General features: G+C 43.2%; 19 protein-coding genes. 8 read left to right on the plus strand and 11 right to left on the minus strand.

From position 1 onward, the window contains the following. The first annotated feature begins 5 nt into the window (after positions 1-5). The 3 genes from MUCPA_RS16040 to MUCPA_RS16050 all read left to right on the plus strand — a co-directional run bounded on the left by MUCPA_RS16040 (position 6) and on the right by MUCPA_RS16050 (position 3,451). Positions 6-1,148 carry a DUF1972 domain-containing protein gene (locus MUCPA_RS16040; protein ID WP_008507787.1) on the plus strand — a complete coding sequence of 381 codons (1,143 nt, stop codon included), beginning with the start codon at positions 6-8 and terminating at the stop codon, positions 1,146-1,148. A 22-nt stretch (positions 1,149-1,170) separates the two neighbouring features. Further along, on the plus strand, positions 1,171-2,424 hold the full coding sequence (locus MUCPA_RS16045) for an O-antigen ligase family protein (protein ID WP_008507788.1): 1,254 nt from the start codon (positions 1,171-1,173) through the stop codon (positions 2,422-2,424). Between the two features lie 73 nt (positions 2,425-2,497). Beyond that, entirely contained in the window at positions 2,498-3,451 is a 954-nt protein-coding gene (locus MUCPA_RS16050) for a nucleotidyltransferase domain-containing protein (protein WP_008507790.1), read from the plus strand. 2 nt (positions 3,452-3,453) lie between these two features. Here MUCPA_RS16050 and MUCPA_RS16055 read toward each other — a convergent pair whose 3' ends face one another. From MUCPA_RS16055 to MUCPA_RS16065, 3 genes are read right to left on the minus strand one after another with little or no spacing between them, the layout of a single operon-like run. Then, positions 3,454-4,275 (minus strand): SAM-dependent methyltransferase, encoded by an 822-nt coding sequence (locus MUCPA_RS16055; RefSeq protein WP_008507791.1) that lies wholly within the window; start codon positions 4,273-4,275, stop codon positions 3,454-3,456. Beyond that, positions 4,272-5,738, minus strand: a complete 1,467-nt coding sequence (locus tag MUCPA_RS16060; protein WP_040626027.1) for a B12-binding domain-containing radical SAM protein — start codon at positions 5,736-5,738, stop codon at positions 4,272-4,274. Before MUCPA_RS16060 ends, MUCPA_RS16055 begins: the two co-directional genes overlap by 4 nt. Positions 5,739-5,773: 35 nt before the next feature. Continuing rightward, positions 5,774-7,273 carry a B12-binding domain-containing radical SAM protein gene (locus MUCPA_RS16065; RefSeq protein WP_008507793.1) on the minus strand — a complete coding sequence of 500 codons (1,500 nt, stop codon included), beginning with the start codon at positions 7,271-7,273 and terminating at the stop codon, positions 5,774-5,776. Positions 7,274-7,379: 106 nt separating this feature from the next. Here MUCPA_RS16065 and MUCPA_RS16070 point away from each other — a divergent pair, with 106 nt between their 5' ends. Genes MUCPA_RS16070 through MUCPA_RS16080 form a run of 3 tightly spaced genes read left to right on the plus strand, consistent with a single transcriptional unit; the run spans position 7,380 to position 10,430 of the window. After that, the gene (locus MUCPA_RS16070; protein ID WP_008507794.1) at positions 7,380-8,159 is read left to right on the plus strand and encodes a class I SAM-dependent methyltransferase; all 780 of its coding nucleotides are present in this window, start codon (positions 7,380-7,382) and stop codon (positions 8,157-8,159) included. Beyond that, positions 8,159-9,313: an amidohydrolase family protein gene (locus tag MUCPA_RS16075; protein WP_008507795.1), complete on the plus strand. Its 1,155-nt coding sequence runs from the start codon at positions 8,159-8,161 to the stop codon at positions 9,311-9,313. Before MUCPA_RS16070 ends, MUCPA_RS16075 begins: the two co-directional genes overlap by 1 nt. A 16-nt stretch (positions 9,314-9,329) precedes the next feature. Beyond that, a complete protein-coding gene (locus MUCPA_RS16080; RefSeq protein ID WP_008507796.1) occupies positions 9,330-10,430 on the plus strand; it encodes a glycosyltransferase family 4 protein in 1,101 nt (366 codons plus the stop codon). Here MUCPA_RS16080 and MUCPA_RS16085 read toward each other — a convergent pair. The 3 genes from MUCPA_RS16085 to MUCPA_RS16095 all read right to left on the minus strand — a co-directional run bounded on the left by MUCPA_RS16085 (position 10,427) and on the right by MUCPA_RS16095 (position 13,879). Then, positions 10,427-11,479, minus strand: a complete 1,053-nt coding sequence (locus MUCPA_RS16085) for a glycosyltransferase family 4 protein (RefSeq protein ID WP_040626030.1) — start codon at positions 11,477-11,479, stop codon at positions 10,427-10,429. The two genes, MUCPA_RS16080 and MUCPA_RS16085, sit on opposite strands and share 4 nt — an antisense overlap. Then, the gene (locus MUCPA_RS16090; RefSeq protein WP_008507798.1) at positions 11,472-13,148 is read right to left on the minus strand and encodes an ATP-binding cassette domain-containing protein; all 1,677 of its coding nucleotides are present in this window, start codon (positions 13,146-13,148) and stop codon (positions 11,472-11,474) included. Before MUCPA_RS16090 ends, MUCPA_RS16085 begins: the two co-directional genes overlap by 8 nt. A gap of 119 nt (positions 13,149-13,267) precedes the next feature. Beyond that, positions 13,268-13,879 (minus strand): class I SAM-dependent methyltransferase, encoded by a 612-nt coding sequence (locus tag MUCPA_RS16095; RefSeq protein ID WP_008507800.1) that lies wholly within the window; start codon positions 13,877-13,879, stop codon positions 13,268-13,270. A 79-nt stretch (positions 13,880-13,958) separates the two neighbouring features. Between MUCPA_RS16095 and MUCPA_RS16100 the strand changes: the two genes are divergently transcribed. Continuing rightward, on the plus strand, positions 13,959-14,162 hold the full coding sequence (locus MUCPA_RS16100; RefSeq protein WP_008507801.1) for a hypothetical protein: 204 nt from the start codon (positions 13,959-13,961) through the stop codon (positions 14,160-14,162). Between the two features lie 80 nt (positions 14,163-14,242). Here MUCPA_RS16100 and MUCPA_RS16105 read toward each other — a convergent pair whose 3' ends face one another. The 5 genes from MUCPA_RS16105 to MUCPA_RS16125 form a co-directional block, all read right to left on the minus strand. Next, positions 14,243-16,411 (minus strand): carboxy terminal-processing peptidase, encoded by a 2,169-nt coding sequence (locus tag MUCPA_RS16105; protein WP_008507802.1) that lies wholly within the window; start codon positions 16,409-16,411, stop codon positions 14,243-14,245. A 150-nt stretch (positions 16,412-16,561) separates the two neighbouring features. Continuing rightward, the gene (locus MUCPA_RS16110; protein ID WP_008507804.1) at positions 16,562-17,182 is read right to left on the minus strand and encodes a response regulator; all 621 of its coding nucleotides are present in this window, start codon (positions 17,180-17,182) and stop codon (positions 16,562-16,564) included. 17 nt (positions 17,183-17,199) lie between these two features. Further along, on the minus strand, positions 17,200-17,817 hold the full coding sequence (locus tag MUCPA_RS16115; protein ID WP_008507806.1) for a hypothetical protein: 618 nt from the start codon (positions 17,815-17,817) through the stop codon (positions 17,200-17,202). A 54-nt stretch (positions 17,818-17,871) separates the two neighbouring features. Beyond that, positions 17,872-18,714: an isoaspartyl peptidase/L-asparaginase gene (locus tag MUCPA_RS16120; protein WP_008507808.1), complete on the minus strand. Its 843-nt coding sequence runs from the start codon at positions 18,712-18,714 to the stop codon at positions 17,872-17,874. A gap of 38 nt (positions 18,715-18,752) precedes the next feature. Then, positions 18,753-19,667, minus strand: coding sequence for a cyanophycinase (locus MUCPA_RS16125; RefSeq protein ID WP_008507809.1), 915 nt, complete (start codon positions 19,665-19,667; stop codon positions 18,753-18,755). Between the two features lie 363 nt (positions 19,668-20,030). Here MUCPA_RS16125 and cphA point away from each other — a divergent pair, with 363 nt between their 5' ends. Then, positions 20,031-22,652 carry a cyanophycin synthetase gene (cphA, locus tag MUCPA_RS16130; RefSeq protein ID WP_008507811.1) on the plus strand — a complete coding sequence of 874 codons (2,622 nt, stop codon included), beginning with the start codon at positions 20,031-20,033 and terminating at the stop codon, positions 22,650-22,652. Positions 22,653-22,696 lie beyond the last annotated feature (44 nt).

A 22,696-nucleotide genomic window follows, 5' to 3' on the forward strand; every position in this document is an offset into this window, starting at 1 on the left:
CAGAGATGAAACTCAAGATCGCAATTTTAGGAACCCGCGGAATACCCAACCATTACGGTGGCTTTGAACATATATCTGAATATGTTTCTGCTGGGTTGGTACAAAGGGGGCATTCGGTATCGGTATATAATTCGCACAATCACCCTTATCAGGAGGATACCTGGAACGGTGTTGACATTGTGCATTGTTACGACCCTGAGTATGCTATTGGCGCTGCCGGACAGTTTGTTTACGATTTTAACTGCATTATGGATGCACGCCGCAAAAAGTTTGATGTGGTGCTGATTATGGGCTATACCAGCAGTTCGGTATGGGGGCTGCTTTATCCGCAAAAAAGCGTGATCATTACCAACATGGATGGGCTGGAGTGGAAACGCTCGAAGTACTCCAAAAAAGTGCAGCAGTTTTTAAAATTTGCCGAAAAGCTGGCCGTAAAATACAGCGATTACTATATATCCGATTCGGTGGCCATTAAATCGTACCTGGGCGAAAAATATGAGATTGACAGTAAATATATTCCGTATGGGGCCGATTTGATAGGCGACGAGGAAAGGGGAGAACAGCAACGGAATGCTAATGTAAACCCCGATTATTTTTTACTGATGGCCAGAATGGAGCCCGAAAATAATATAGAAACTATTTTAGAGGGCTTTAACAGCAGTAACTCGGATAAAAACTTTAAGGTTATTGGTGATACCGGCAACCGCTTTGGCAAGTTTATCACCAATAAATTTAATAACGACGAGCGTATACAATTCCAGGGGCCAATTTTTGATAATGTGCGGGTAAGGGCTATGCAGAATAATTCGTACCTGTATTTTCACGGGCATAGCGTGGGTGGTACCAATCCGTCCTTATTGGAGGCTATGGCCAGCGAGGCCCTCATAGCCGCTCATAATAATCCCTTTAACCAGGCGGTGTTAACTAACGATGCCTTTTATTTTTCTGACGCTGGCGAAGTAAAGCATATTGTTGAAACCGTACAACGCCAGGCGCACGAAACCGCCATGGTAAAAAACAACCTCTATAAAATACAGAACCAGTTTAACTGGGAAAAAATTATAGACCAGTACGAAGAGTATATTTTAGATTGCTTTTACCACTCCCGGCTTAACACCGTAGTAAGCGGCCATACCGGTTTATCCTAAAGTTTAACCAAGCACACGGCTAATGAAAAAGCTTTTTTTTATTGACGACAGCCTGACCAATAAAATAAGTTATTACCACTTATTGTTTTTGCTGGCCAGTTTACCCTTCGATTTTTTTTACAGCCATCTCATCATCATCAGCTTTGCTGTACACACCTTGTTGCATGTAAAAAAGGAGCGTTTAAAAATGCTTCTTCACACCAGGACGCTGGTATTGCAGTCGGTTTTTTTTGTGACGCTCTTGGGCATGCTCTACAGCGCCAACAAAAATGAGGCTGGGGTTGAGTTAGGCCGGCAACTGGTCATCGTGCTGATGCCCGTGCTTTTTTGTTTAACAACGCTCAACCTGGAAAAATATCGTGATCGCTTACTGATGGTATTTGCCCTGTGTTGCACCTTAACCGTTGCGTTTTTATACCTGGATGCTTTAAGGGTTATCCGGTTTTATAGGTATCCCTTAAACACACTTTGGAGCCCATTATTTACCAACCATAATTTTTCGGACCCGATTGGCATGCATGCCACCTTTTTTGCCTTGCAGGTTGGTTTGGCCCTGGTTTATTTACTTTATACGCTTATTAAACCTGGCAAGGCTGTGTATAAGCTGTTTTATGCCGCTTGTTGCATGCTGCTTTTTGCGGGGCTCATTCAGCTTAGCTCCAAATCTGTTTTGGCCGCCTTGCTCATCGCTGTGAGTATTGCCATACCATTTTTTATGTTAAGCGGAAAAAGGCGCGTTATGTTTATATCCGCATGCCTGGTTATAGCGGGCACTTCCGTTTGGGCAATATCCAAATCAGCCACGTTCAGAGAGCGATATTTTACCGATCTGGAGAAAGACTTATCGCAGGCGCAGAAAAATGAATCGACAGATCCGCGCCTGGCACGCTGGGAAACCGCCGTTGGGTTGATAGCCCAATCGCCCGTTATTGGCCATGGTTCCGGCTCGGAGATCGCTTTGCTTAAAGATGCTTACTTCAATAAAAAGCTCTATAGTGCCTACCTTAACGGGCTTAACGCACACGATGAATATTTAAGTTTTTTATTAAAAACGGGTATCGTTGGCTTGCTTATTTACCTCGCCACCCTGGCTTACGGCTTTAATAATTCTATCAGATCAAAAGATGTGATCTTTTTTTCCTTTATGTTGTTAGTAGCCACGGTTGGCATCTCTGAAAATTTGCTCGATGTTGACAAAGGAACCCTATTTTATGGCTTCTTTTTTTCATTTTTCGCTTACGCGAAAGGAAGGCCGTTGAATGCCATAACTATATAATTAATTGTTTTTTAGGGCAACCATTTTATCTGTTTATGCGTGTTATATATAAAGGCCTAAATACTATAATAGCTTGAAAAACTACCAGTTAAAACATCAGAACTTGCCATCGATCAATAAAAATATCATAGCCGCCCTGGCGTATTTTGATGTGTTTAATTATCCGTTAACACAGGCCGAAATATTTTTATTTCTTGGGGAAAAATGTGATCATAATTTATTTACCGATGGCCTGGCTTATCTGTTGGCGCACAACTGTATTTATTGCTTCGATACTTTTTATACCCTGAGGGATGATCCGCAAATAGCCATCAGGAGGCGTAACGGCAATTTAAAAGCCAACCAGATGATGCCGGTAGCTGCAAAGGTTTGCAAATTGCTCATCCGTTTCCCGTTTGTGCGGGGGATTGCTATTTCGGGATCATTATCGAAAAACTTTGCCGACGAGCAATCAGATATCGACCTGTTTATTATTACGGCGCCAAACCGGCTTTGGCTTGCCCGCACCCTGATGCATTTATTTAAAAAGTTAACCTTTTTGGTAAACAAGGAACACTTTTTTTGCATGAACTATTTTATAGACGAACAGGAACTGGAAATTGTTGAAAAAAATATTTATACCGCCACCGAAATTGTTACCCTGATACCCTTAGAGGGCGATATTGCGTTTGAGCACTTTTATTCGGCCAATGCCTGGACAATGGCTTATCTGCCCAATAATTATATGCGGGTATCAACCGCCAATCCGCTAAAAAAATCTTTTATAAAAACCCTGGCAGAAACAATTCTGGATCATCGGGTGGGGGATGCCTTAGATAGTTTGCTCTGTAAAATTACCGGAGCCCGCTGGTTAAAAAAAACACAGCGTAAAAAATTGAATGCCAAAGGCCTCATTATGGGTATGAAAGCCTCTAAGCACTATGCAAAGCCTGATCCCGGAAACTTTCAGCAAAACCTGGTAAAAAGATATCAAAACAAGGTACAGCAACTTTTAAAGGAGCACCAAGATAGCATGGCGCAGGTTTAATGTTATTTTTTTTGGAGCGTAATGATGTAGTAGTCGCCTATAAACCGCCAGGGCCAGCTGTACCTTAACCGCTCTTCGTGCTTGATTAAGAAGCGGTACATCCGCGGATGTTTCTCCGCAAAGCCCTCTATGTACGATGGCGGAACCAGGCTGCATAAGCCCTCAACACATAATACATCGAACGAGTTTTTCAGCGTATCAATAACAAACGATGGGTTATAGTACCAGCATTTAAAGTACGTACCCTCAATATGCGCGCTTGCACCCTTGTCGCTAAAAAAACGCCTGGTGGCTGTTTTAAATTTTCCTTTAAAGATAAGTAGGGTTTCCCACAGGCAAAACTTGGGCAGTATAACCAGCGTAGCTGTTCCTCCTGTTTTGAGTAAGGGTGATAACGATAGTAAAACACCTTCCAGTCCATCTGTACAATTTAGCCCGGCGAAGTTGGAGAAAATCATATCGTAAGGCCCCTTGTTCTGTAACTGGCTTAGGCAAGTGTAAGAGCAGAGCTCGGTACTGATGCGGTTTGCTAAGCCATTGGCTTCAGCTTTCTTTTTTAACTCATGCTGCATCCCGGCAGATATATCGGTGGTATGAACGCGGTGGCCCTCCCGGGCAAAAAAAACGGCATCCTCGCCGGTTCCGCTGTTAAGCTCAAGGATAGAGCTGCCGGCTTTCAGATAATTGGAGACGTGAGACCTTACGCGTTCCCTTTTGTAGCCGATGATGGTATTAGGCTGATAAAGCTGATCAAATATGCCCGACTGTTTGCTGAATGCCTCCGCCGAAAATTGTTCGTTAACTGGACTTGCCACCTTTGTCATGAGGTCGCCCTTTCCAATTGCGATAGTTTCAGCTTCTCAACAAAGGTTACCGGGGTGTAATATAAAATTGATAAAGCCTTTTTAACGGTATTTGCGGTGATATGCAGCGGATCGGTAAAAAGCTTCATCAAACTGTTTTTGGCCAGGTGTTTATGATAGTTTTGATGTACATACCTGTGCAGTTGCTTGTAAAAAGCAGGCGGGTAAGTATTGCTGAACATCAGTGCCATCTCGTCGGAGTCTGTCCAGTTGGTTTTGCTTTGCATAGCCGCTTTTACTTTCTGGTAAAAAACGGTTCCGGGCAGCGGGTATGAAACCGAGATACCGATCTCGTATGGTAACAACTCATTGATCATTTGAATGGTTAAGGCTATATCTTCCCTGGTTTCGCCCAAGTAACCAAACTGGATAAAGAACGAGGGCTTAATACCATTCTTTTTTAAGAGCCGGGTAGCGGTATAAATCTGTTCAATGGTAGTCCCTTTGTCCATGGCATCCAATATCCGTTGCGACCCACTTTCGGCGCCTATCCAGGCATTATCGCATCCCGACGCGGCCAGGGCTTTAATCTGGTCGTCCTGTAACAGCAAATCGGCACGGGTTTGTATCTTGTAGCTAAAGTTTAAATCTTCCTGCTTAACCAACCTGGCAAATTCAATTAGCCAGCCTGGTTTTAAACCGAAAATATCATCACAGAACCAAATATGGTCCATCTGATACTGGTCCCTGAGCAGTTTCAGCTCTTTAACCACATGCTCCGGGCTCCGCGAATTGTAGCGGCTGCCATAAATAGGTTTGGCGCACCAGTTGCATTTAAAGGGGCAACCCCGGGTAGTGCTCATATTCAGCGAAAAATACCCCTTGCTTTTTAACCAGCTTTGGCGGTAACTTTCCATATCAACCAGGTCCCAGGCAGGCAAGGGCAACTCGTCCAGATTTTTTAAAACACTGCGGGCGGGAGTTTTTTTAACCGATCCGTTTTGCAGAAAAGCTATTCCATCAATATTTTGGTATGCGTCGGCATCGTTTTGAATCGTGTTGATCAGCTCCAGCAGCGTAGCTTCGGCTTCGCCTATCAAAACAAAGTCGGCGCCTTCGTGTAAATACGTTTCATAATGGTCGGTAGAGTCCGAACTGGAAACGATGACGGTACAGCCCAATTCACGGGCAAGCTTACACATTTCAAACGCGGCCTCGCGCATGTTGGTCAGGCACATTTTGGTGAGGTAGTTAAACCCATCATCATAAATCACAAAAAAACGGGGCCTGTCTTTTTCAATAGCTTGCTTAAGCTCCTGGGCAGATTGCGAAAACATGGTATCAAATAAGCTTACGTTATAACCGTTCTGGCGCATCAGCGCTGCGGCGTAAAGCGTTCCAAGCGGAGGGTAGGGCTGTCCCAGTTCCCTTTGTTTGGGGTCGAATTGTAAAAAGTATGAATGGGTGAAAAGGATCTTGCTCATACAATCAGGTAAGTTTGGCTCGGGTGTAACACTGTTTAAAATCCTTGTATTTCCGGCTGCCGGTATTTCCACATCTTTTGTAATAACTTAATTTCGTAGGGGTAATTGTAAAGGTTCACTTTATACCTGATACCCGACATCAATTTGATGGCCTTTCTTTTCAGTTCGTTCATCCGGATGTCTGTAACCGTGGGGTAAAGGCCATTCAGCACGGTTTCAAAGTTTCTTATCCTGTCTATCATTTCCGGTGTTAACCAGGGTGTCAGCGGGTTTTTACGCAGGTCGAAGCTTTCCCAGGCCGGGCTTATCCAGTCTTCCAGCGTAGCCGGGAATTTAAAACCCTGGGCAAGCACATCTTCATACATTGCCGAACCTTCGGTGGGTACAGGGCTGTAGGTATATATCACAATTTCGGTTTGGGGGTTTACCCTTTTTACCTGTTTAATAAAATTGATATCAAAATCAATTTGTTGCTGTACCTGTTGGGGGCTGGGGGCGGGTGTACCTAATACAAAAGAGTATTCGGGAATGATATCGAACTTTTTCATCCGTTCGGCAAAGCGGATAATTTGCTCGCCCGATTGGGTGCCGCCTTTGTCCATTTGCGCTAAAACCTTATCGTTGCCGCTTTCGGCACCAAAAAAAATCACCTTGCACCCGGCTTCGCGTATGGCGGCCAGCGAGGCATCTTTAAACTTATCCATCGTATCAATCCGGGCCATTCCCCACCAGGTCATGTTTTCGTTTTTTACCAGGTTTGAAAACTCAACGGCCCGTTTTTCGGACACAAAAAAGTTATTATCGTGAAACTCAATCGCGTCGGCGCCAAAATTATCCTTAATGTATTTAACGTCCTGATAAACAAACCTGGCCGATTTGGCTTTCCAGCGTGCTTCGTAAATAGGCACTACGGCACAAAACGAACAGGTAAAGGGGCAGCCAATGCTGGAGTGGTAAGCAAATGTGCGTTCGCCTAAGTAAGTTTTACCCAGGTATTTTTCCATCGGATAAAACCGGTTCAGTTTAGAGTAGGGGAGCGGCGGCAACGCATCTTGGTCAATCAGGTCTTCTTTAGCATTTTTAACTATTTGCCCGTTTGCTTTATAAATCAGGTTTTTAATAAACTCGTAAGGTAAAAAATTTTCCAACGCGTCCAATAGCTTGGGGAAGCAATGATCTCCGGGGCCGTTGATAATAAAATCTACATAGCCCGAGTCGAGCACAACTTTGGAGTGGTTTGACGGGAAATAACCGCCCCAAATCATGGTGGTTTCTTTAAACTGTTGTTTAACAGCCTTGGCAATGGGGATGGCCTGCCTTAATTGCGGGCCGGGCATAACCGAGAAGCCTAAATATTTAAACTCGCCGCTGGCCAGATAATTGAGGATAGTTTGCTGCGGATCGGTTTCGCGGTTGCCATCCACAATCACCCAATCATAACAGCCATCAATAGATGCCGCGATGTTTAAGATAGAATTAGGTATGCGGAAGGTGGCATTGGCGCTTCGCGGATTGAACAGTAAAACCTTATTCATAGATCTGAGTAATTAAATCGATGTTGCTTGTATTATTCATTACGCAGCAGTTTGAAGTGTGGTTGCCTGGTATAAATAATAATTGGGTGGGCAACCCTTGTTAAAAATGGGCCGTATTGCTGATATATCGTATAATCAATATGCTGCAGCCATGTTACAAACCATCAGAAATTTAATTAGATACAAGGCCCTTCATATTCCCGACAGAGAGCCTCGGGAAGCATACAACCTGTGGGCCGATAATTACGATGACCAACCCGACAACCTGATGTTTCACCTGGACCATATGGTGTTTGGACAGTTGATGGAGCAGGTGCCCGTTAAAGGTAGGGTTATTGCGGATATAGGCTGCGGAACCGGCAGGCATTGGCCCCGCTTATTTCAAAACCAACCGGCAAGTTTAACTGGTTACGATGTTTCTGAAGGAATGCTCAAACGCCTGAAGCTTAAATTCCCCGATGCAAACACGGTTCAAATCAAGGACAATTTTTTAAACGCTATCCCCGACCATACTTACCACCTGATCATATCTACCCTTACGGTTGCCCATATTGAAAATATTGAAGAAGCGCTGCTGGAATGGTGCCGGGTATTAAAGCCCGGGGGCGATATGATAATTACCGATTTTCACCCAACGGCACTGGCAGCGGGCGGCAAACGTACTTTTCAATACCAAAACAGGCATATCCCAATTCAAAACTTTGTTCATTCAACCGGGTTGATTAAAGCGTTTTTTGAAAGGCAGGGCTTGTTAGTTGTTCAGGATATAGAAAAGATTATAGACAACAGTGTAATGCACTATTATATCAAGCAGGATGCCATGCACGTGTACCAGAAGTTTAGAGGCACACCGATGATTTATGGCTTGCATTTAAAGAAAGTGTAATGGTTTTAAGCGGTTTAAAGTTGATGGGTTACAAGGGCGTTTTAAATATACAGACCCGGGGAAAGCTCATATCGGAAGTGTCTGATTCGCTTAACGGTTTCGCCGGAGATCATGAGATCATATTTGCTAACGCGATGGCTTTGCCTGGATTGATCAATTCTCACGATCATCTGGATTTTAACTTATTCCCTCAATTAGGTGATCAAATCTATTCGAACTATGTTGAATGGGGCGAAACCATTCATCTGCACCATAAAGAACAAATTAATAAAGTATTAAAAGTTCCGGCAGCGCTGAGGGCACAATGGGGCATCTATAAGAACCTGCTTTGCGGAGTGACAACGGTAGTAGATCATGGAAAAAAGCAATATAAAGACCGGCCTTTGATTACCGTTTTTGACCGGTGCCAGAGCCTGCATTCTGTTAAGCTTGAAAAGCGGTGGCGGCTCAGGCTTAATAACCCGTTTAAAATGAATGTTCCGGCAGTGATCCATATAGGCGAGGGGACGGACCAGGCTTCTGCCGATGAAATAGATGAGCTGATTTGCCAGAATAAATTACGTCGTAAAATCATAGGAGTACATGGAGTAGCCATGAATGAACAGCAGGCGCAGCATTTTAAAGCGCTGGTATGGTGCCTGCAAACCAATTATTTTTTGCTCAATAGGACGGCGTCGGTTAACAAGCTTAAAGCCACTGTGCCTATCTTGTTTGGTACCGATTCTACCTTGACCGCGAACTGGGATATTTGGGATCATATCCGGATGACAAAAAAAACAGCCTTTTTAACCGACGATGAACTATATCAATCATTAACATCTACGGCTGCAAAAATATGGAATATCAATTCGGGCAACATTGCCAGGGGTAAACTGGCGGATATTGTAGTGGTTGACCAAAGTGATGGGGATGATTTAACGTCTTTTTTTAAAATTGAGCCTGAGGCTATTTTAATGGTGATGCACCAGGGAGAGATCCGGCTGTTTGATGAGATACTGTTTGGGCAATTGACGCATATTGATTTAAGCAGTTTTAACAAGATCAAGATGAATGGTGTTGTTAAATATGTACAAGGTGATTTGCCGGGCTTAATTGAGCAAATTTGGCAATACTATCCGGAAGCCCGGTTTCCAATCGGCACATTTCAGCAATAATTATCTTCGGCAGCTTATGAAAATTGTTTTCGCCAGCTACGTTTACTCTCCCGGATTTAGCAATCCTGAAAGTTGGCTCAACCGCATCAATTTTTACACCGGCATCCTGGAAGCCCTTGCTGCCAAACAGCAGGTAATTAGCATAGAGCAAATTGATTACGAGGGTGAGTACTTAAACAAGGGCGTGCACTATCATTTTAAGCGCTTCTCCAAAATCGGCTTGATATTCCCATTGCAAATGCACCAATTTATTAAAGGGTTGGAGCCCGATATCGTATTTATCCATGGCCTGCATTTTCCGCTTCAATTGATCCAGTTTAAGCTTTGCCTGGGCTCAGCTACCAGGATCATCGTGCAGCATCATGCAGAGCAACCCTTTACCGGCGTTAAAAAACTCTTGCAGCAACTGGCCGACCGTGGTGTAGACGCTTACTTATTTGCTTCGCGCGAATTGGGCATGGAATGGGTGGAAAAAGGGAATCTGCAAAAGGCCGATAAAATTCAAGGCGTAATGGAAGTATCATCTGTATTTTATCCTGTTGATAAGGATATAGCCTTAGCAAAAACCGGGATTAATGGAGCGCCCATTTTTTTGTGGGTGGGCCGCCTCAATCAAAATAAAGACCCGTTAAATGTGGTTAAAGCGTTTTTAAAATTCGCTGAAGTTAACATTTCGGCACGACTATACATGATTTACCAGACCGAAGAGCTGTTACCCGAAGTATTGGCCCTGCTGGATGAGCAAAAAGCGCCTTGTAATTTAGTTACACTGGTAGGCAAAGTATCTCGTCCCGACTTGTTATACTGGTTTAACAGTGCCGATTTTTTAATTTCCGGATCGTTTTATGAAGCTGCGGGAGTGGCTGTTTGCGAAGCAATGTCGTGCGGTTGCATCCCGGTTTTAACCGATATTTCTTCGTTTCGGATGATGACTAATAACGGTAATTGCGGGTTGCTGTACGAACCCGGCAGCGAGGCCGCTTTATTATCGGCACTTCAAAAAACCCAGGAAATGGACATTGAGGAAGGTAAGAAAAAGTCGATAAAGTATTTCCAATCAAATCTTTCATTCCAAGCTATTGCGCAGGGCATTGAACGTGTTGTAACCTCAATTTAACGATATAACTGCATGATGCTGCTTGCAACCTGTTGGATAGGATATGCCAAAACGGGCTCATGGTCACAGTCCCGATCATCAAGAATAGCTAAAGCTTTTTTCTGCATTTGTTCGGTATCGTTAACCACGTAGTGATGATCGAAAGACTGGTCCATCGGTTTTACAAAAGATATCACCTGCGCACCGGCATATAAAGCCTCTAACATCACCGCCGAAAAGCCCTCATATGCCGAAGGATGTAAAAAGACACGGCTACGTTGCATCAGTGCTACCACCTGCGTGTGCGGAACTTCGTACAAAAGCACAATGTTTTTTTCTAAGTTGTTTTGCGCTATTAATTGTAATAGCTTTTCTTTCTCCGGGCCTTTACCACAAATAGCCGCCCTGACGTTGGGCATCTGCCGGGCAACGGCTTTAACCACATCAATAAACATATCGTATTGTTTAAGCGCTATTAATGATCCTGCTCCTAAAATGTCAATATCGCGAATGCCGTTGTATGGCATAAACATACCGGTATCAATACCCGATGTAATGGTATGTGCAGGCATTACGCCGTAGTTTTTATGCACGAGCTTGCGCGTAAAATCAGAAATGGCAATTAACGATTGGGGCCTGAACCGAATTAGCTTAAAATAACGGTTGCCCGCTTTCGCATCCTGGCCCAGTATCCAACTGAAATGCTTCAAATGATGCCGCCTGGCAAAATAGTGGCCTATAAAGGCGCACTCGTCAACCCAAAAACTCAGCAGGCCAATAACGTGGTTTTGTTTTTTGAGTTTACGCAGTTGTTGCCATACCCGTACCCAGTTCAATAAACGGTACAACCTGTTTTTGTTTTGGCCGCCAAAAGCAATCACTTGAATACCAAACCACCAGTATGTTTTTTTTGCGAAGGGATATTCAAAAGCTAAAACGACGATGTTAAGTTTTGGATAAAGGTTGGCTAACGAACGGATAAAGATCTGTTGTAAAGGCAAACACACGCTATCTTCCTCATTCACCGGAAAACCGGGCGACAAGATCACCAAAGTTTCAGGCTTATGCATAGTGTGGTTCATCTAAGCCGATTATTTTATTGCAATAAGCCAGGCTGGCCGTATGATGGGTGATCAGGATAATTGCCTTTCCTGCTTGCGCGAGGCTTTGCAGGTGCTTCAAGATGGCTGTCTCCGCCTGCTCATCCAACTCGCTGAATGGTTCGTCCAGTATCAGCAAATCAAAGTCGTGATATAAGGCGCGAGCCAGGGATAATCGTTGCCGTTGGCCGCCGCTTAAATTTTTACCATCCTGGTTAATGATATAATTGAGCCCATCCGGCCGTTTATTAACTTCGGCCTCAAAGCCGCTGATCTTAAGCGCGTCTGTTAACTTCTTTTCATCCGGTTTGTCATCGCTTAAAGTAATGTTTTTTAAAATAGTATCATGGATAAAGAAGGTTTGTTGTTTGAGGTACGAAATTCTGTTCCAGTAAATTTTACGCCCGGCAGAGCTGGTTGAGATGCCGTTGAATAAAATATCACCTTCGTCAGGCTTTAAAAAGCCGAGCAATAAGTTGATCGCCGTTGTTTTCCCTTTCCCAGAATTTGCGGAAAGGGCAGTAATATCACCCCGTTTGATATCAAAGCTCAACCCGTTTAATATAAAGCGATTTTTATAACTGAAAGATACCTGTTTAAAAGTAATTGATTCGATGTGATTTTCTGTAGGTTCGGTATCGTCGTCGGTAGCGATGGTGTTAGTCAGATCGGGCAGCGTAAATTCATAAGTTTTGATTTGCCCGCTGCAATTTAAAATCTTAACAATGCCCGGTATAATTTTGTACGAAGCGGCTAAAAAGGCACCGATGGTGATGAAATCGAGCGAGGCGTTTTTGCCAAGCCATTGATGGAGCACAATCAGAATAAAAAAGCCCAATACGGCAAAAACTTCAATCAACCGCGATGGCAGGCCTTGCAATATTTGTTGCTGAGCGAGGTGTTTGTTTTGTTCCTGCTGGTAGCGGTCATAGCGATTGACAAAAAAGTCGCTCTTGTTGTAAACATTGCTCTCTACATATCCCGCCAAGGCTTCGTTTAAATACTGCAGGTTTTTTTCGTGTGCTTGTTTGGTGCCTAATCTAACAGCTTTCAATTGCTTTTTAATAATATAGGCGATGAATATCACCGGAGGTAGTAACAATACAAACAGTAACAGAAACAAAAAGGGCTTATAAATAACAATGGCCAATAAGGTAAGCAAGATTAATACTGCTTGCGCGATTATTTGCTGTACACCCGATAAAATATAGTGGCTAAACTCGATAGGTTGCTGGCTGATTTTGCGGATATGAACCGACGAATCGGCATTAATATAGTTGATGTAATCGCCTTTAAGATAATTAAGCAAATTGCTTTTTGATATACGCGAAGCGGCGCCGTATATAAATTGGTACTGAGCCCGGAATATGATAAAGCCAAGCCAGTTTTTGCAACAGAAAAGAGCTAAGAACAGGAAAATTAATAGCAGCGAGTTTTTATTAAAGAGTTGTTTAGGTAGATAGGCAACATGTGGCGCATTTACATTTTGTTGGGTGTAAAAGGTGACGATGAATAACAGTAAGCCTAAAAAGGCGATATCGAGTGCGCTGATGATAATATCAAAAAAGATGAGCCGGTTAAAGGCTTTTTTTTCGACCGAATTTAATATTTTAAATATGAGGGAAAGGAGATGTTTCAATGCGGGCCGTTTTATAGAGGTTACGGCAGATAGGGTTGAAGGGTTGTTTGACCGCTGATTTTATTTGACCACTGATTAAAGGATGATTAATTTGATTACACTGATTTTTTGATCTTGAACTAACATTTACGCAGGCACCAGGTGGTCATGCAGCGAAGGTTTTGTACGTTGGTTGTTTTAATGGGTTCGTGTAGGTGTCCATTTAGCTCGCGGGTATATCTTAGCAATGTTTGCTCGTTAACTAAAAATCGCTCGGAGCCATCGGGTAAAAGGTATCTGCCGTCTCCTAAATGATGGACCAGCGGCTCAATGCCAATATCCGATGCCAGCCTGGCAAATAAATAACCACCAGGTTTTAGTACCCGCCAGATGGAGCGGAGCATGGCATCAAAATGCACTTCGTTTTTTGCGAAATGCAATACCGCGCTACAGATGGCCAAGTTGAATGAGTTATCTGGAAAGGGCATATCTTCGGCATTGGCCAATGTAAAGTTATCTTTTGGGTTAGCCGGGGCCAGTTGTGAGGAAAGCTCTTTAACGGCTTCGATGGCTTGTATATTAGGGTCTATCCCGAAAACCTGGTATCCGTTTCTTAAAAAGTAGACCAGGTTTCGGCCTCCTCCACAGCCTACATCAAGTACGGTTTTACAATCGTTATAAGTGCCTTTCAACAATTGGTCAAACAAGTAAATATCGATGTTACCATACAGATCTTGTAAGTTATTTTGCATGTTTTTTGATGTGAAATATTGAGATTGGTTTTTTATTTGCTAATTTTTTTAGTAAAATTGTATTTCAAAATTACTGATTATGGCAGAGGTTGATAACGAAAATAAGTTAATAGAATTGAAAGATTGGGCCAAGGAAGCAATGGAATTATTGGACGAGGTAAAGCCCTATCGCAGTATATTTTACAAACAACGTGTAGCCAAACTCAAAAGTCAACTTAAGGATATTGTGAACGATAAGCTGAATCTTCAATTGCGTAGCCGGAATAACGGGTATGTTTCTTAAGCTCTAATTGAGAGTTGCTCTTTTTATAAAATAACAAACCCCGGCTTACGGCCAGGGTTTGTTATTTATAGCTTAAAGTTTTATTCGGCTTTTTTATTGCTGCTTAACTTGTTATCCATTAAAATGTAGTCGGTTAAAATTTGTCCGGCTTCAATTTTATTAAAATCCAGGTCTTCATTTTTGGGTTTGGCCTGGCCTTTTTTCAAAACGGGTAGTCCTAAAGCGGCGCGGGCGGTATTGCTTTCTTCCAGCGCTTTCGCTTCATCTTCGTCACGTTGCTTTTTAAGCGCCTGCTCATTTAAAGTTACTTCTTTTTCAGCGTCGCGTTTTTTATAATCGGCTATCACCTTTAATTGATATTTAAAACCAGGGCTATTGGCGGCACGGTCATCGTGTAGCTTAATCAACGTAGGTAGTACAGCTGTAAAGCTACCTGCTTTAGTGTAATTGCTTTTGGCAATAGTGTCCCAAGGCATGGCAGATGGCTCGGTATCTTCGCCATATTTATCCATCGGTATCAAGGATGGGAATTTAATATCAGGTGTTACTCCTTTGTGTTGTGTAGAGCTACCGTTGATGCGGTAAAACTTAGCCATTGTTAAATTGATCTGGCCAAAAGTACTTACGTTACCCGCCGGTGCTTTTGCAGGAGTTTGAGATACCAGCGACAAAATTTTATCTTTAATACTGGTTGGAATTACCCTGTCAAGTTCAATTTCGCTTTGTACAGAGCCTTTACCATAGGTTTGCGAACCGATAATTAAACCACGGCCATAATCCTGGATAGCTCCCGAGAAAATTTCGGATGCTGAAGCGCTAAAGCGGTCAACCATAACGGCCAGCGGACCAGCATAAGACACGGTAGGATCTTCATCTTCTTCTACTTCAACACGGTTACGGGTATCGCGTACCTGTACCACCGGACCCGATTTAATAAACAAGCCGGTTAAATTAATAGCTTCGGGTAAAGAGCCGCCACCATTTTGGCGAAGATCGATCACCACGCCGTCAACATTCATTCTTTTTAAGGTGTCCAGTATTAATTTTACATCGCGTGTTGTGCTTTTGTAATTGGCATCGCCAGCTCTGTAAGCGGCAAAATCCATATAAAAGGCAGGGATGTTGATAATGCCGATCTTAATGGTTCTACCATTGGAGTTATAAGTGCGGATTTCTTTTTTAGCAGATTGTTCCTGTAAGATGATCTTTTCGCGAACGATCTCGATCACTTTGGGTTTGTCGGAAGCTTTGGATAGAATTTTCAACTTAACTACGGTTCCCTTAGGGCCGCGGATCAAAGCTATCGCATTGTCAAGGCGCCAACCGATAATATCCTGAAATTCGCCGTCTTTACCTTGTGCAACGCCAATAATACGATCTTCAGCGCTAATCAGCTTGCTTTTGTAAGCAGGGCCGCCAGGTACAATGGTTTTGATAGTAACGTATTCGTTCTCCGATTGTAGGGTAGCTCCGATTCCTTCCAGCGAGCGCGACATTTCCATGTTAAACTGCGCAGCGTTAAACGGATTAAAATAGTTGGTATGCGGATCAACCGATGTAGTAAAGGCATCCATAAATGTTTGAAAAACATCCTGGTTAGTTAATTTATTGGATTGGCTCAACAAATTTTGATAACGCTTCCTGAGCGTTTCCCTGTTTTTAGCCATATCGGGGCTGGCAAGTTTTAGGTTAAGCAGGTCGTATTTAACGCGCTTGGTCCATAACTCGTTTATATCCGCTTCCGATTTTTCAAAGGGTAGCGTTTCACGGTCAAAGGTAAACACTTCGTTTTTGGTAAAATCAAAGTTGTTATCAATCTGCGTAAGCGAGTATTTAACACGCTCTACATATCTTTTTTGGTAAACATTAAATATGTAAAATACGTCGTTCAGGTCGCCGGTTTTCATATCGTCGTCCAGTTTGGTTTTAAATTGCTCAAAACTCTGCACATCCGAAGCGAGCAGGTAGTTGTGATTTTCATCCAGCATTTTAAGGTATTTATTGTAGATCACCAACGACAGAGAATCGTTCAGCTCAACTTTTTTATAGTTTTGTGTAGTAATCATCTGAGCGATATACCGGCTCACTATCATTTGCTTCTCATCTGGCTGCAGATCGTTGGATCCCGGAACTTTTACCGGGTGCGAGGGAGCCGCTTTACATGCCAGGGCAGCGCCAAGCAACATAAATAAATACACTTTTTTAAACATATCCTTTACACTATTTAAATCAATTTTATAACCGGGCATCAAATTTTATCTATTATTATTGCGCTAATGTATATAAAAAGAGAAACAGCCAAACAGCTGTTTCACAATTACAATAACAATATTACGAATAATGTACTTTAATTGTTTGGCGGCCCACCGTAAAATGACTTTTGTGTGGGATGCATTGTATTAAACGATTTTATTCTCGTAAGCGTATTTAACCAGGCCAACAATATTAACGGCGTCGGCTTTTCTTAAGATATTTCTACGATGGGTTTCCACAGTCCGCTCACTGATGAAAAGTTTTTGGGCAATTTGTTTGTTGTTAAATTCCTTTACAATTAAACGGAAAATTTCTATTTCGCGAGTGGTAAATCGCGATAGCGCATCATTTTTTTCAAATTCATCTGGTAGTAATGAAGAAAAATAGGTTCGGCCGTTTGCAACGGTATTTAACGCTTTAATTAATTCAGCCTTGCTTGTCGCCTTAAGGATATATCCGGATACGCCAACTTCCATCATTTGGTTAACTATAACCGGATCGTTAAACATAGATAGGGCGATCACCTTGATGTGAGGGAACTTTTTGACGACCGAAGCTGTAAGTTCGGCGCCCGACATATTTGGCATGCTGATATCAGTAAGTAGAATATCCGTTGGGCATTTATCAAGCATAGCCAGTACTTGTGTGGAGTCGTTTGTAACGCCGCTGATTTCGAAGCCAGGTTCGTCTAATAAAAGCGAACTTAAGCCTTGTAAAATAAGGTAATGATCGTCAACAATAAATATTTTGAGTTTGGCGTCAGCCATGGCGAAGGTGCGTTAAACTATCCTTTTTTGTCTTCAGCAACTTCGGCATAGCGGATATCATTTTTAATATTGGCAAAGCGCTTGGCTTCAACCAATTTTAATTTTTTATCAATCTCGGCTATATCTGCCATTCGCCCCTGAGCCTTGCAAATGGTATGTGCTTCTTCCAGGTCTTGTTTGGCCTGGTCATATTCACCAATGTCTGCTTTAAGCATGCCTAAAGCAACAAGGGATGAAATAATAACATTCGTATCGTTGTTTTTATGCCCTAAATAATTGCATTGCAATAAATACCATTTAGCTTCCGAGTAGCGGCTTTCTTCGATATATAAGGCTACCAGGCTATTAAATCCTTTGAGTATTTCGGGAGTGATACGGAAACGAAGGTTGTGGTACAACTCTTTCATGATATAGGCTTCCTGAGTATCATAACTATAGCGGCTGCGCGAAAATGTAATGGGCTGCAAATTAACGGGTTTCAGCCTGTTCGCTTCTGTAAAAGCATTCGACTTGTTGCTAACTTCCAACAGGGGCAAACGAGTTTGTTTTTTTTTCCACCACTGGGCATTTGCAGAAAAACTGATAAAAGTACTAAGTAAAAGCAGACAGAAAACTTTAATCATATTCCATTTCATCACAATGTCAAATATACACTTATAATTAAAAAATTTGCGGTTTTTACGCAAATATCAGGCAAAAGTTTCAACTTTTTCGTCAAAGCTTGCCCATACCATATAGGGGTGTGTATCTGCATGGTATATTTCGCCCTTGGCCGATAAGCCTATTACACCGGCAAAGCCGTCGTATGGTTTCAGTTCGTCCATGGTTTTTATACAGGCGTTTTGCAGAGTAAAACCATCGGTAACACGGGTACTGATTTTAGTTGCTACGGCGCCGCTAACAATATCCTCGCCAACACCGGTGCACGATACCGCTGCGTATTGATTGGCATAGTTACCAGCCACTGTTGCCGAATCGCTCACGCGGCAAGGGATCTCAAAGCCTTTGCCGCCAGTGGATGTGGCTGATGCAAGGTTACCGTAAATATCGAGCGCTACACAGCCCACCGTTCCGAGCCGGATAGAATCGCTGAGCTTTTTTTCGTATTCCTGGCGGCGTTGGGGTATTTCGGGATTGTAAAAGCCGAAGCCGTTCTCCCTGGCAAATGATAAGGCCCCGCTTCCGCTTAATACCTTATCATCAAACATCAATAATTTTTCGGCAACGAGTATGGGGTTCTTAACATCCTCAATATTGATCACACCTGCAAAGCGCATGGTTTTGCCATCCATAACTGAGGCGCTCATGCGTATTTTACCATCGCTTTGTATTTGCGATCCGGTCCCGGCATTAAAAAGGTCGCAGTCTTCGAGCAGGGATACGGTGTAGATCACTGTTTCTAAGGCGGTATGTTGCTTTAAAAATTGGTGCGCCCGCTCTGCAATGGTTGCAAGGGCATCCTGTTTGGCCCTTTTTACCTCCTGGTTGGTTAACGATTCGCTAAAAAAACCGCCATGAATAATCAGCTTCATCCTTATTCTGTTTTAAGTTCGCCCTTTGCAAAGCACAATTATTTATCTCCATCCGGCACTTTTAAAAAGATACCATCCTCTACTTTAACGGTTTTTTTGATCATTAGCTTATAATGCTTCAAATCAAATTTATCATAAATAGACATCACATGCACCTTCAGGTTTTCGATAGAGATGGGAGTGCCTATCTCCACATCGTATATATTGGTTTCAATAATGCTTCGTCCGTCAACTACAATCGTCAAGCCAGAGCCTATGGCTTCCATCGTCTGGCCCTCGGTTATCAATAAGCCGGCATCCTCGCCCAAGCCTATCCCCAGCATTCCGGGATTCGTAGCTACAGCATAAAATAAACGGCCAATGCGGCCGCGTTGTACAAAGTGTGTATCGATAATTACTGAGTCGATAAAGCCTAAGCCGGCGGTTATCTGCACTTCGCCTTTTACCAGGGCCTCATTACTCTGGCCGCGATAGATCATGTTTACCGAAGCGGCAGCGGCACCGGCAGATGTACCCGCTATGATAAAGGGTTCTTCGTGATAACGCTTTTTCAGGATCTGTAAAAATTCCGTTCCGCCAAAAATAGCGCTCAGGCGCAATTGGTCGCCGCCGCTAAACATCACCACATCGGCTTTCCTGATCCTGTCCAGATATTCTTTTTTACCCGCATCTTCGCGATTACGAATATCCAGCACATTGATATGCTCAACATCGAGTTGTTTAAATGCCCTGATATATTCGTCGCCCACCAGGTCGGGTATTTGCGAGGCTGTAGTAATTACCTCAACAACAGAAGCCTCTTTTTGAGCCGATTCAATAATGATACGTTTTAATATGCCTCGCTCGAAAAATTTGAGGTAGTTTAATTGTTTAACACTTTCCTGGGCACTCACTGTACTGCCTAAATCAACCGCACCTCCAATTATTACTAATTTACCTTTGGGAACTATCATTTATCACTTATTAATACCGATTTTCAAACATACATAAATTTTTTTCCTTTGAATTTCATTAAAATGAACTAATGGAGTTTATGAGGCTTTTTTTTCTGTAAAAAGGGTGTTGCCGCAAGGTATAACCATAAAAAGTTCGTATCATTAGCCTTATTTTTTAAAACTCTCCACAAAAAATGCTTTTACTTGTTACAGATTTATAATTAACAAAAAAAAATCAGCAAGCATCCATTTAAAAATCAGTGATTTATACGGATGAGGCCTTAAAGCTTACGCTAAAATAAATAGCTAAATATCAAATTTGTTATACCGCCTAAAGCGGTGTCCATTTAAAATTTAAACAAAAAAAGGAATAATATACTAATGAAAATTGAAGGTATACAAATACTAAGGGGACCCAACATCTGGAGCACAAACCGGAAAAAATTAATCCAGATGCGGTTAAACCTGGAAGAACTGGAGCATAAACCCAGTAACGCCATTGATGGTTTTTATGAACGCCTGAAAGACATGTTCCCTGGAATGTACGAACACCGTTGTTCTCCGGGCATACCCGGAGGCTTTTTTCAGCGTGTTGTTGCCGGTACCTGGATGGGGCATGTAATTGAACACGTAGCACTTGAACTACAAACCCTTGCGGGGATGAACACCGGTTATGGCCGCACCCGCGAAACTAAAACGCCAGGAACTTATAATGTGGTATTTAACTACCTGGAAGAAAAAGTGGGCGTTTATGCTGCCGAGGCTGCCGTGCGGATTGTACAGGCGCTGATAGACGGTACACCTTACGATCTGGATCCGGATATTCAGCAAATGAAGGAAATACGCGAGAAAACCCGCTTAGGGCCCAGCACAGGTGCTATTGTGGAAGAAGCCATTGCCCGCGATATCCCCTGGATCAGGTTAAACAGCCAGTCGCTGGTGCAATTGGGCTATGGTAAAAACCAGGTTCGCTTCCGTGCCACCATGACGGATAAAACCAGCAGCATAGCAGTTGATATTGCTGGAAACAAGGATGAAACCAAACGGATGCTGCAGGAGCAAGCCATACCGGTTGCCAAGGGCTTAACCATCTCATCTGTTGATGAGGTTAAAAAAGCGATTGACTATGTTGGCTTTCCGGTAGTTTTTAAACCACTGGACGGGAACCACGGCCGCGGGGCAACCATTAATGTTAAAACTCAGGAAGAAGCTATTGCCGCTTATGAGCATGCCGCTAAAATATCCCGCAAGGTTATTGTTGAAAAATTTATAACCGGCTATGATTTCAGGGTGTTGGTGATTGACCATAAGATGGTTGCAGCTGCCCTCCGTGTGCCGGCTAATATTAAAGGTGATGGAATATCGACGATAGCACAGCTGATTGATACTGTAAATAAAGACCCACGCCGCGGATACGGTCACGAAAATGTGCTGACCGAGATTACCATCGACCGTGATACCCTTGATTTGCTGGAAAAGTTAAATTGTTCCTTAGATACCATACCTGCTAAAGACGAGGTAGTATATTTAAAGTCGACAGCCAATTTAAGTACGGGCGGCACATCCATCGATGTAACCGATATGGTGCATCCGCAAAACGTGTTTACCTGCGAGCGCATCTCCCGGATTATCGGTTTGGATATTTGCGGTATCGACATTATGGCCCAGAACTTAACTGAGCCTCTTACCGAAAACGGCGGTGTAATTTTGGAAGTGAACGCAGCCCCGGGCTTCCGGATGCACCTGGCTCCAAGCGAGGGCTTGCCACGCAACGTAGCCGCGCCGGTAATTGATATGCTGTATCCTCCGGGCAAATCGGTAAGGATACCCATCATTGCCATCACCGGGACTAACGGCAAAACCACTACCACCCGCTTAATAGCCCACATTGTAAAAAACAATGGGCATAGGGTGGGCTTCACCACGTCCGACGGGATCTATGTGCAAAACACGATGATGCTGAAGGGAGATACCACAGGCCCCGTAAGTGCCGAATTTATTTTAAAAGACCCTACGGTTGATTTTGCCGTGCTCGAAACCGCCCGCGGTGGCATGTTGCGTTCGGGCTTAGGTTTTAGTCAGTGCGATATCGGCGTAATCACCAACATCCAGGAAGACCACTTGGGCCTATCGGATATTTATAACCTGGACGATTTAACGCGCGTAAAGGCTATTGTGATTAATGCCGTAAAAAAAGACGGATGGGGTATTTTAAATGCCGATAACGAACACTGCGTGCGGATAGGTAAAAAAGCGGATTGCAACATTGCTTATTTTAGCAGGCACGAAAACAATCCGGTTATTTTAAAGCACGCCAAAAATGGCGGCATTGCCTGCGTTTGCGAAAACGGTTTTATTACTATTAAAAAGGGCGACTGGAAGATTCGTGTACAGCGTGTTGGCTTGATACCTTTAACCTTTGGCGGCACGGTGCCGTTTATGATTGAGAACGTACTGGCGGCTACATTAGCAGCGTTTGTATGGGGCTTTAAAACCGAAGATATTAAAACCTCGCTCGAAACCTTTATCCCTTCGGCGGCGCAAACCCCGGGCCGGATGAATATTTTTGAGTTTAAGGATTTCCGTTTTATGATCGACTTCGCGCATAACCCGGATGGCTACAATGGTATTAAGGAGTTTTTAAAAACCCTCGATTCGCCGATGAAGATCGGTATCATAGCCGGAACCGGTGATAGGAGGGATGAGGATATCCGCGAGTTGGGCAAGATCTCGGCAGAAATGTTCGACCATATCATCCTCCGCCAGGAAAAACACCTGCGTGGCCGAACAGAAGCCAATATTTTAGGTTTGTTGATAGAGGGGATACTATCTGTTAACCCCAACGCCAGCTATGAAGCCATCCCGAAAGAAGTGGATGCCATTAAACACGCCATGACTTTAGCCAAGCCCGGAACCTTTATAACCGCCTTGAGCGATGTAATTGATAATGCCATTGAAACGGTACAGCTTTACCAGGAAATGGAAAGAGACGGAAGTTTTTAATGTGCAAATGAGTGAATGTGCAGATGTGCAAATGAAAAATCAGT

This window comes from Mucilaginibacter paludis DSM 18603, from assembly GCF_000166195.2.
GTDB lineage: Bacteria > Bacteroidota > Bacteroidia > Sphingobacteriales > Sphingobacteriaceae > Mucilaginibacter > Mucilaginibacter paludis.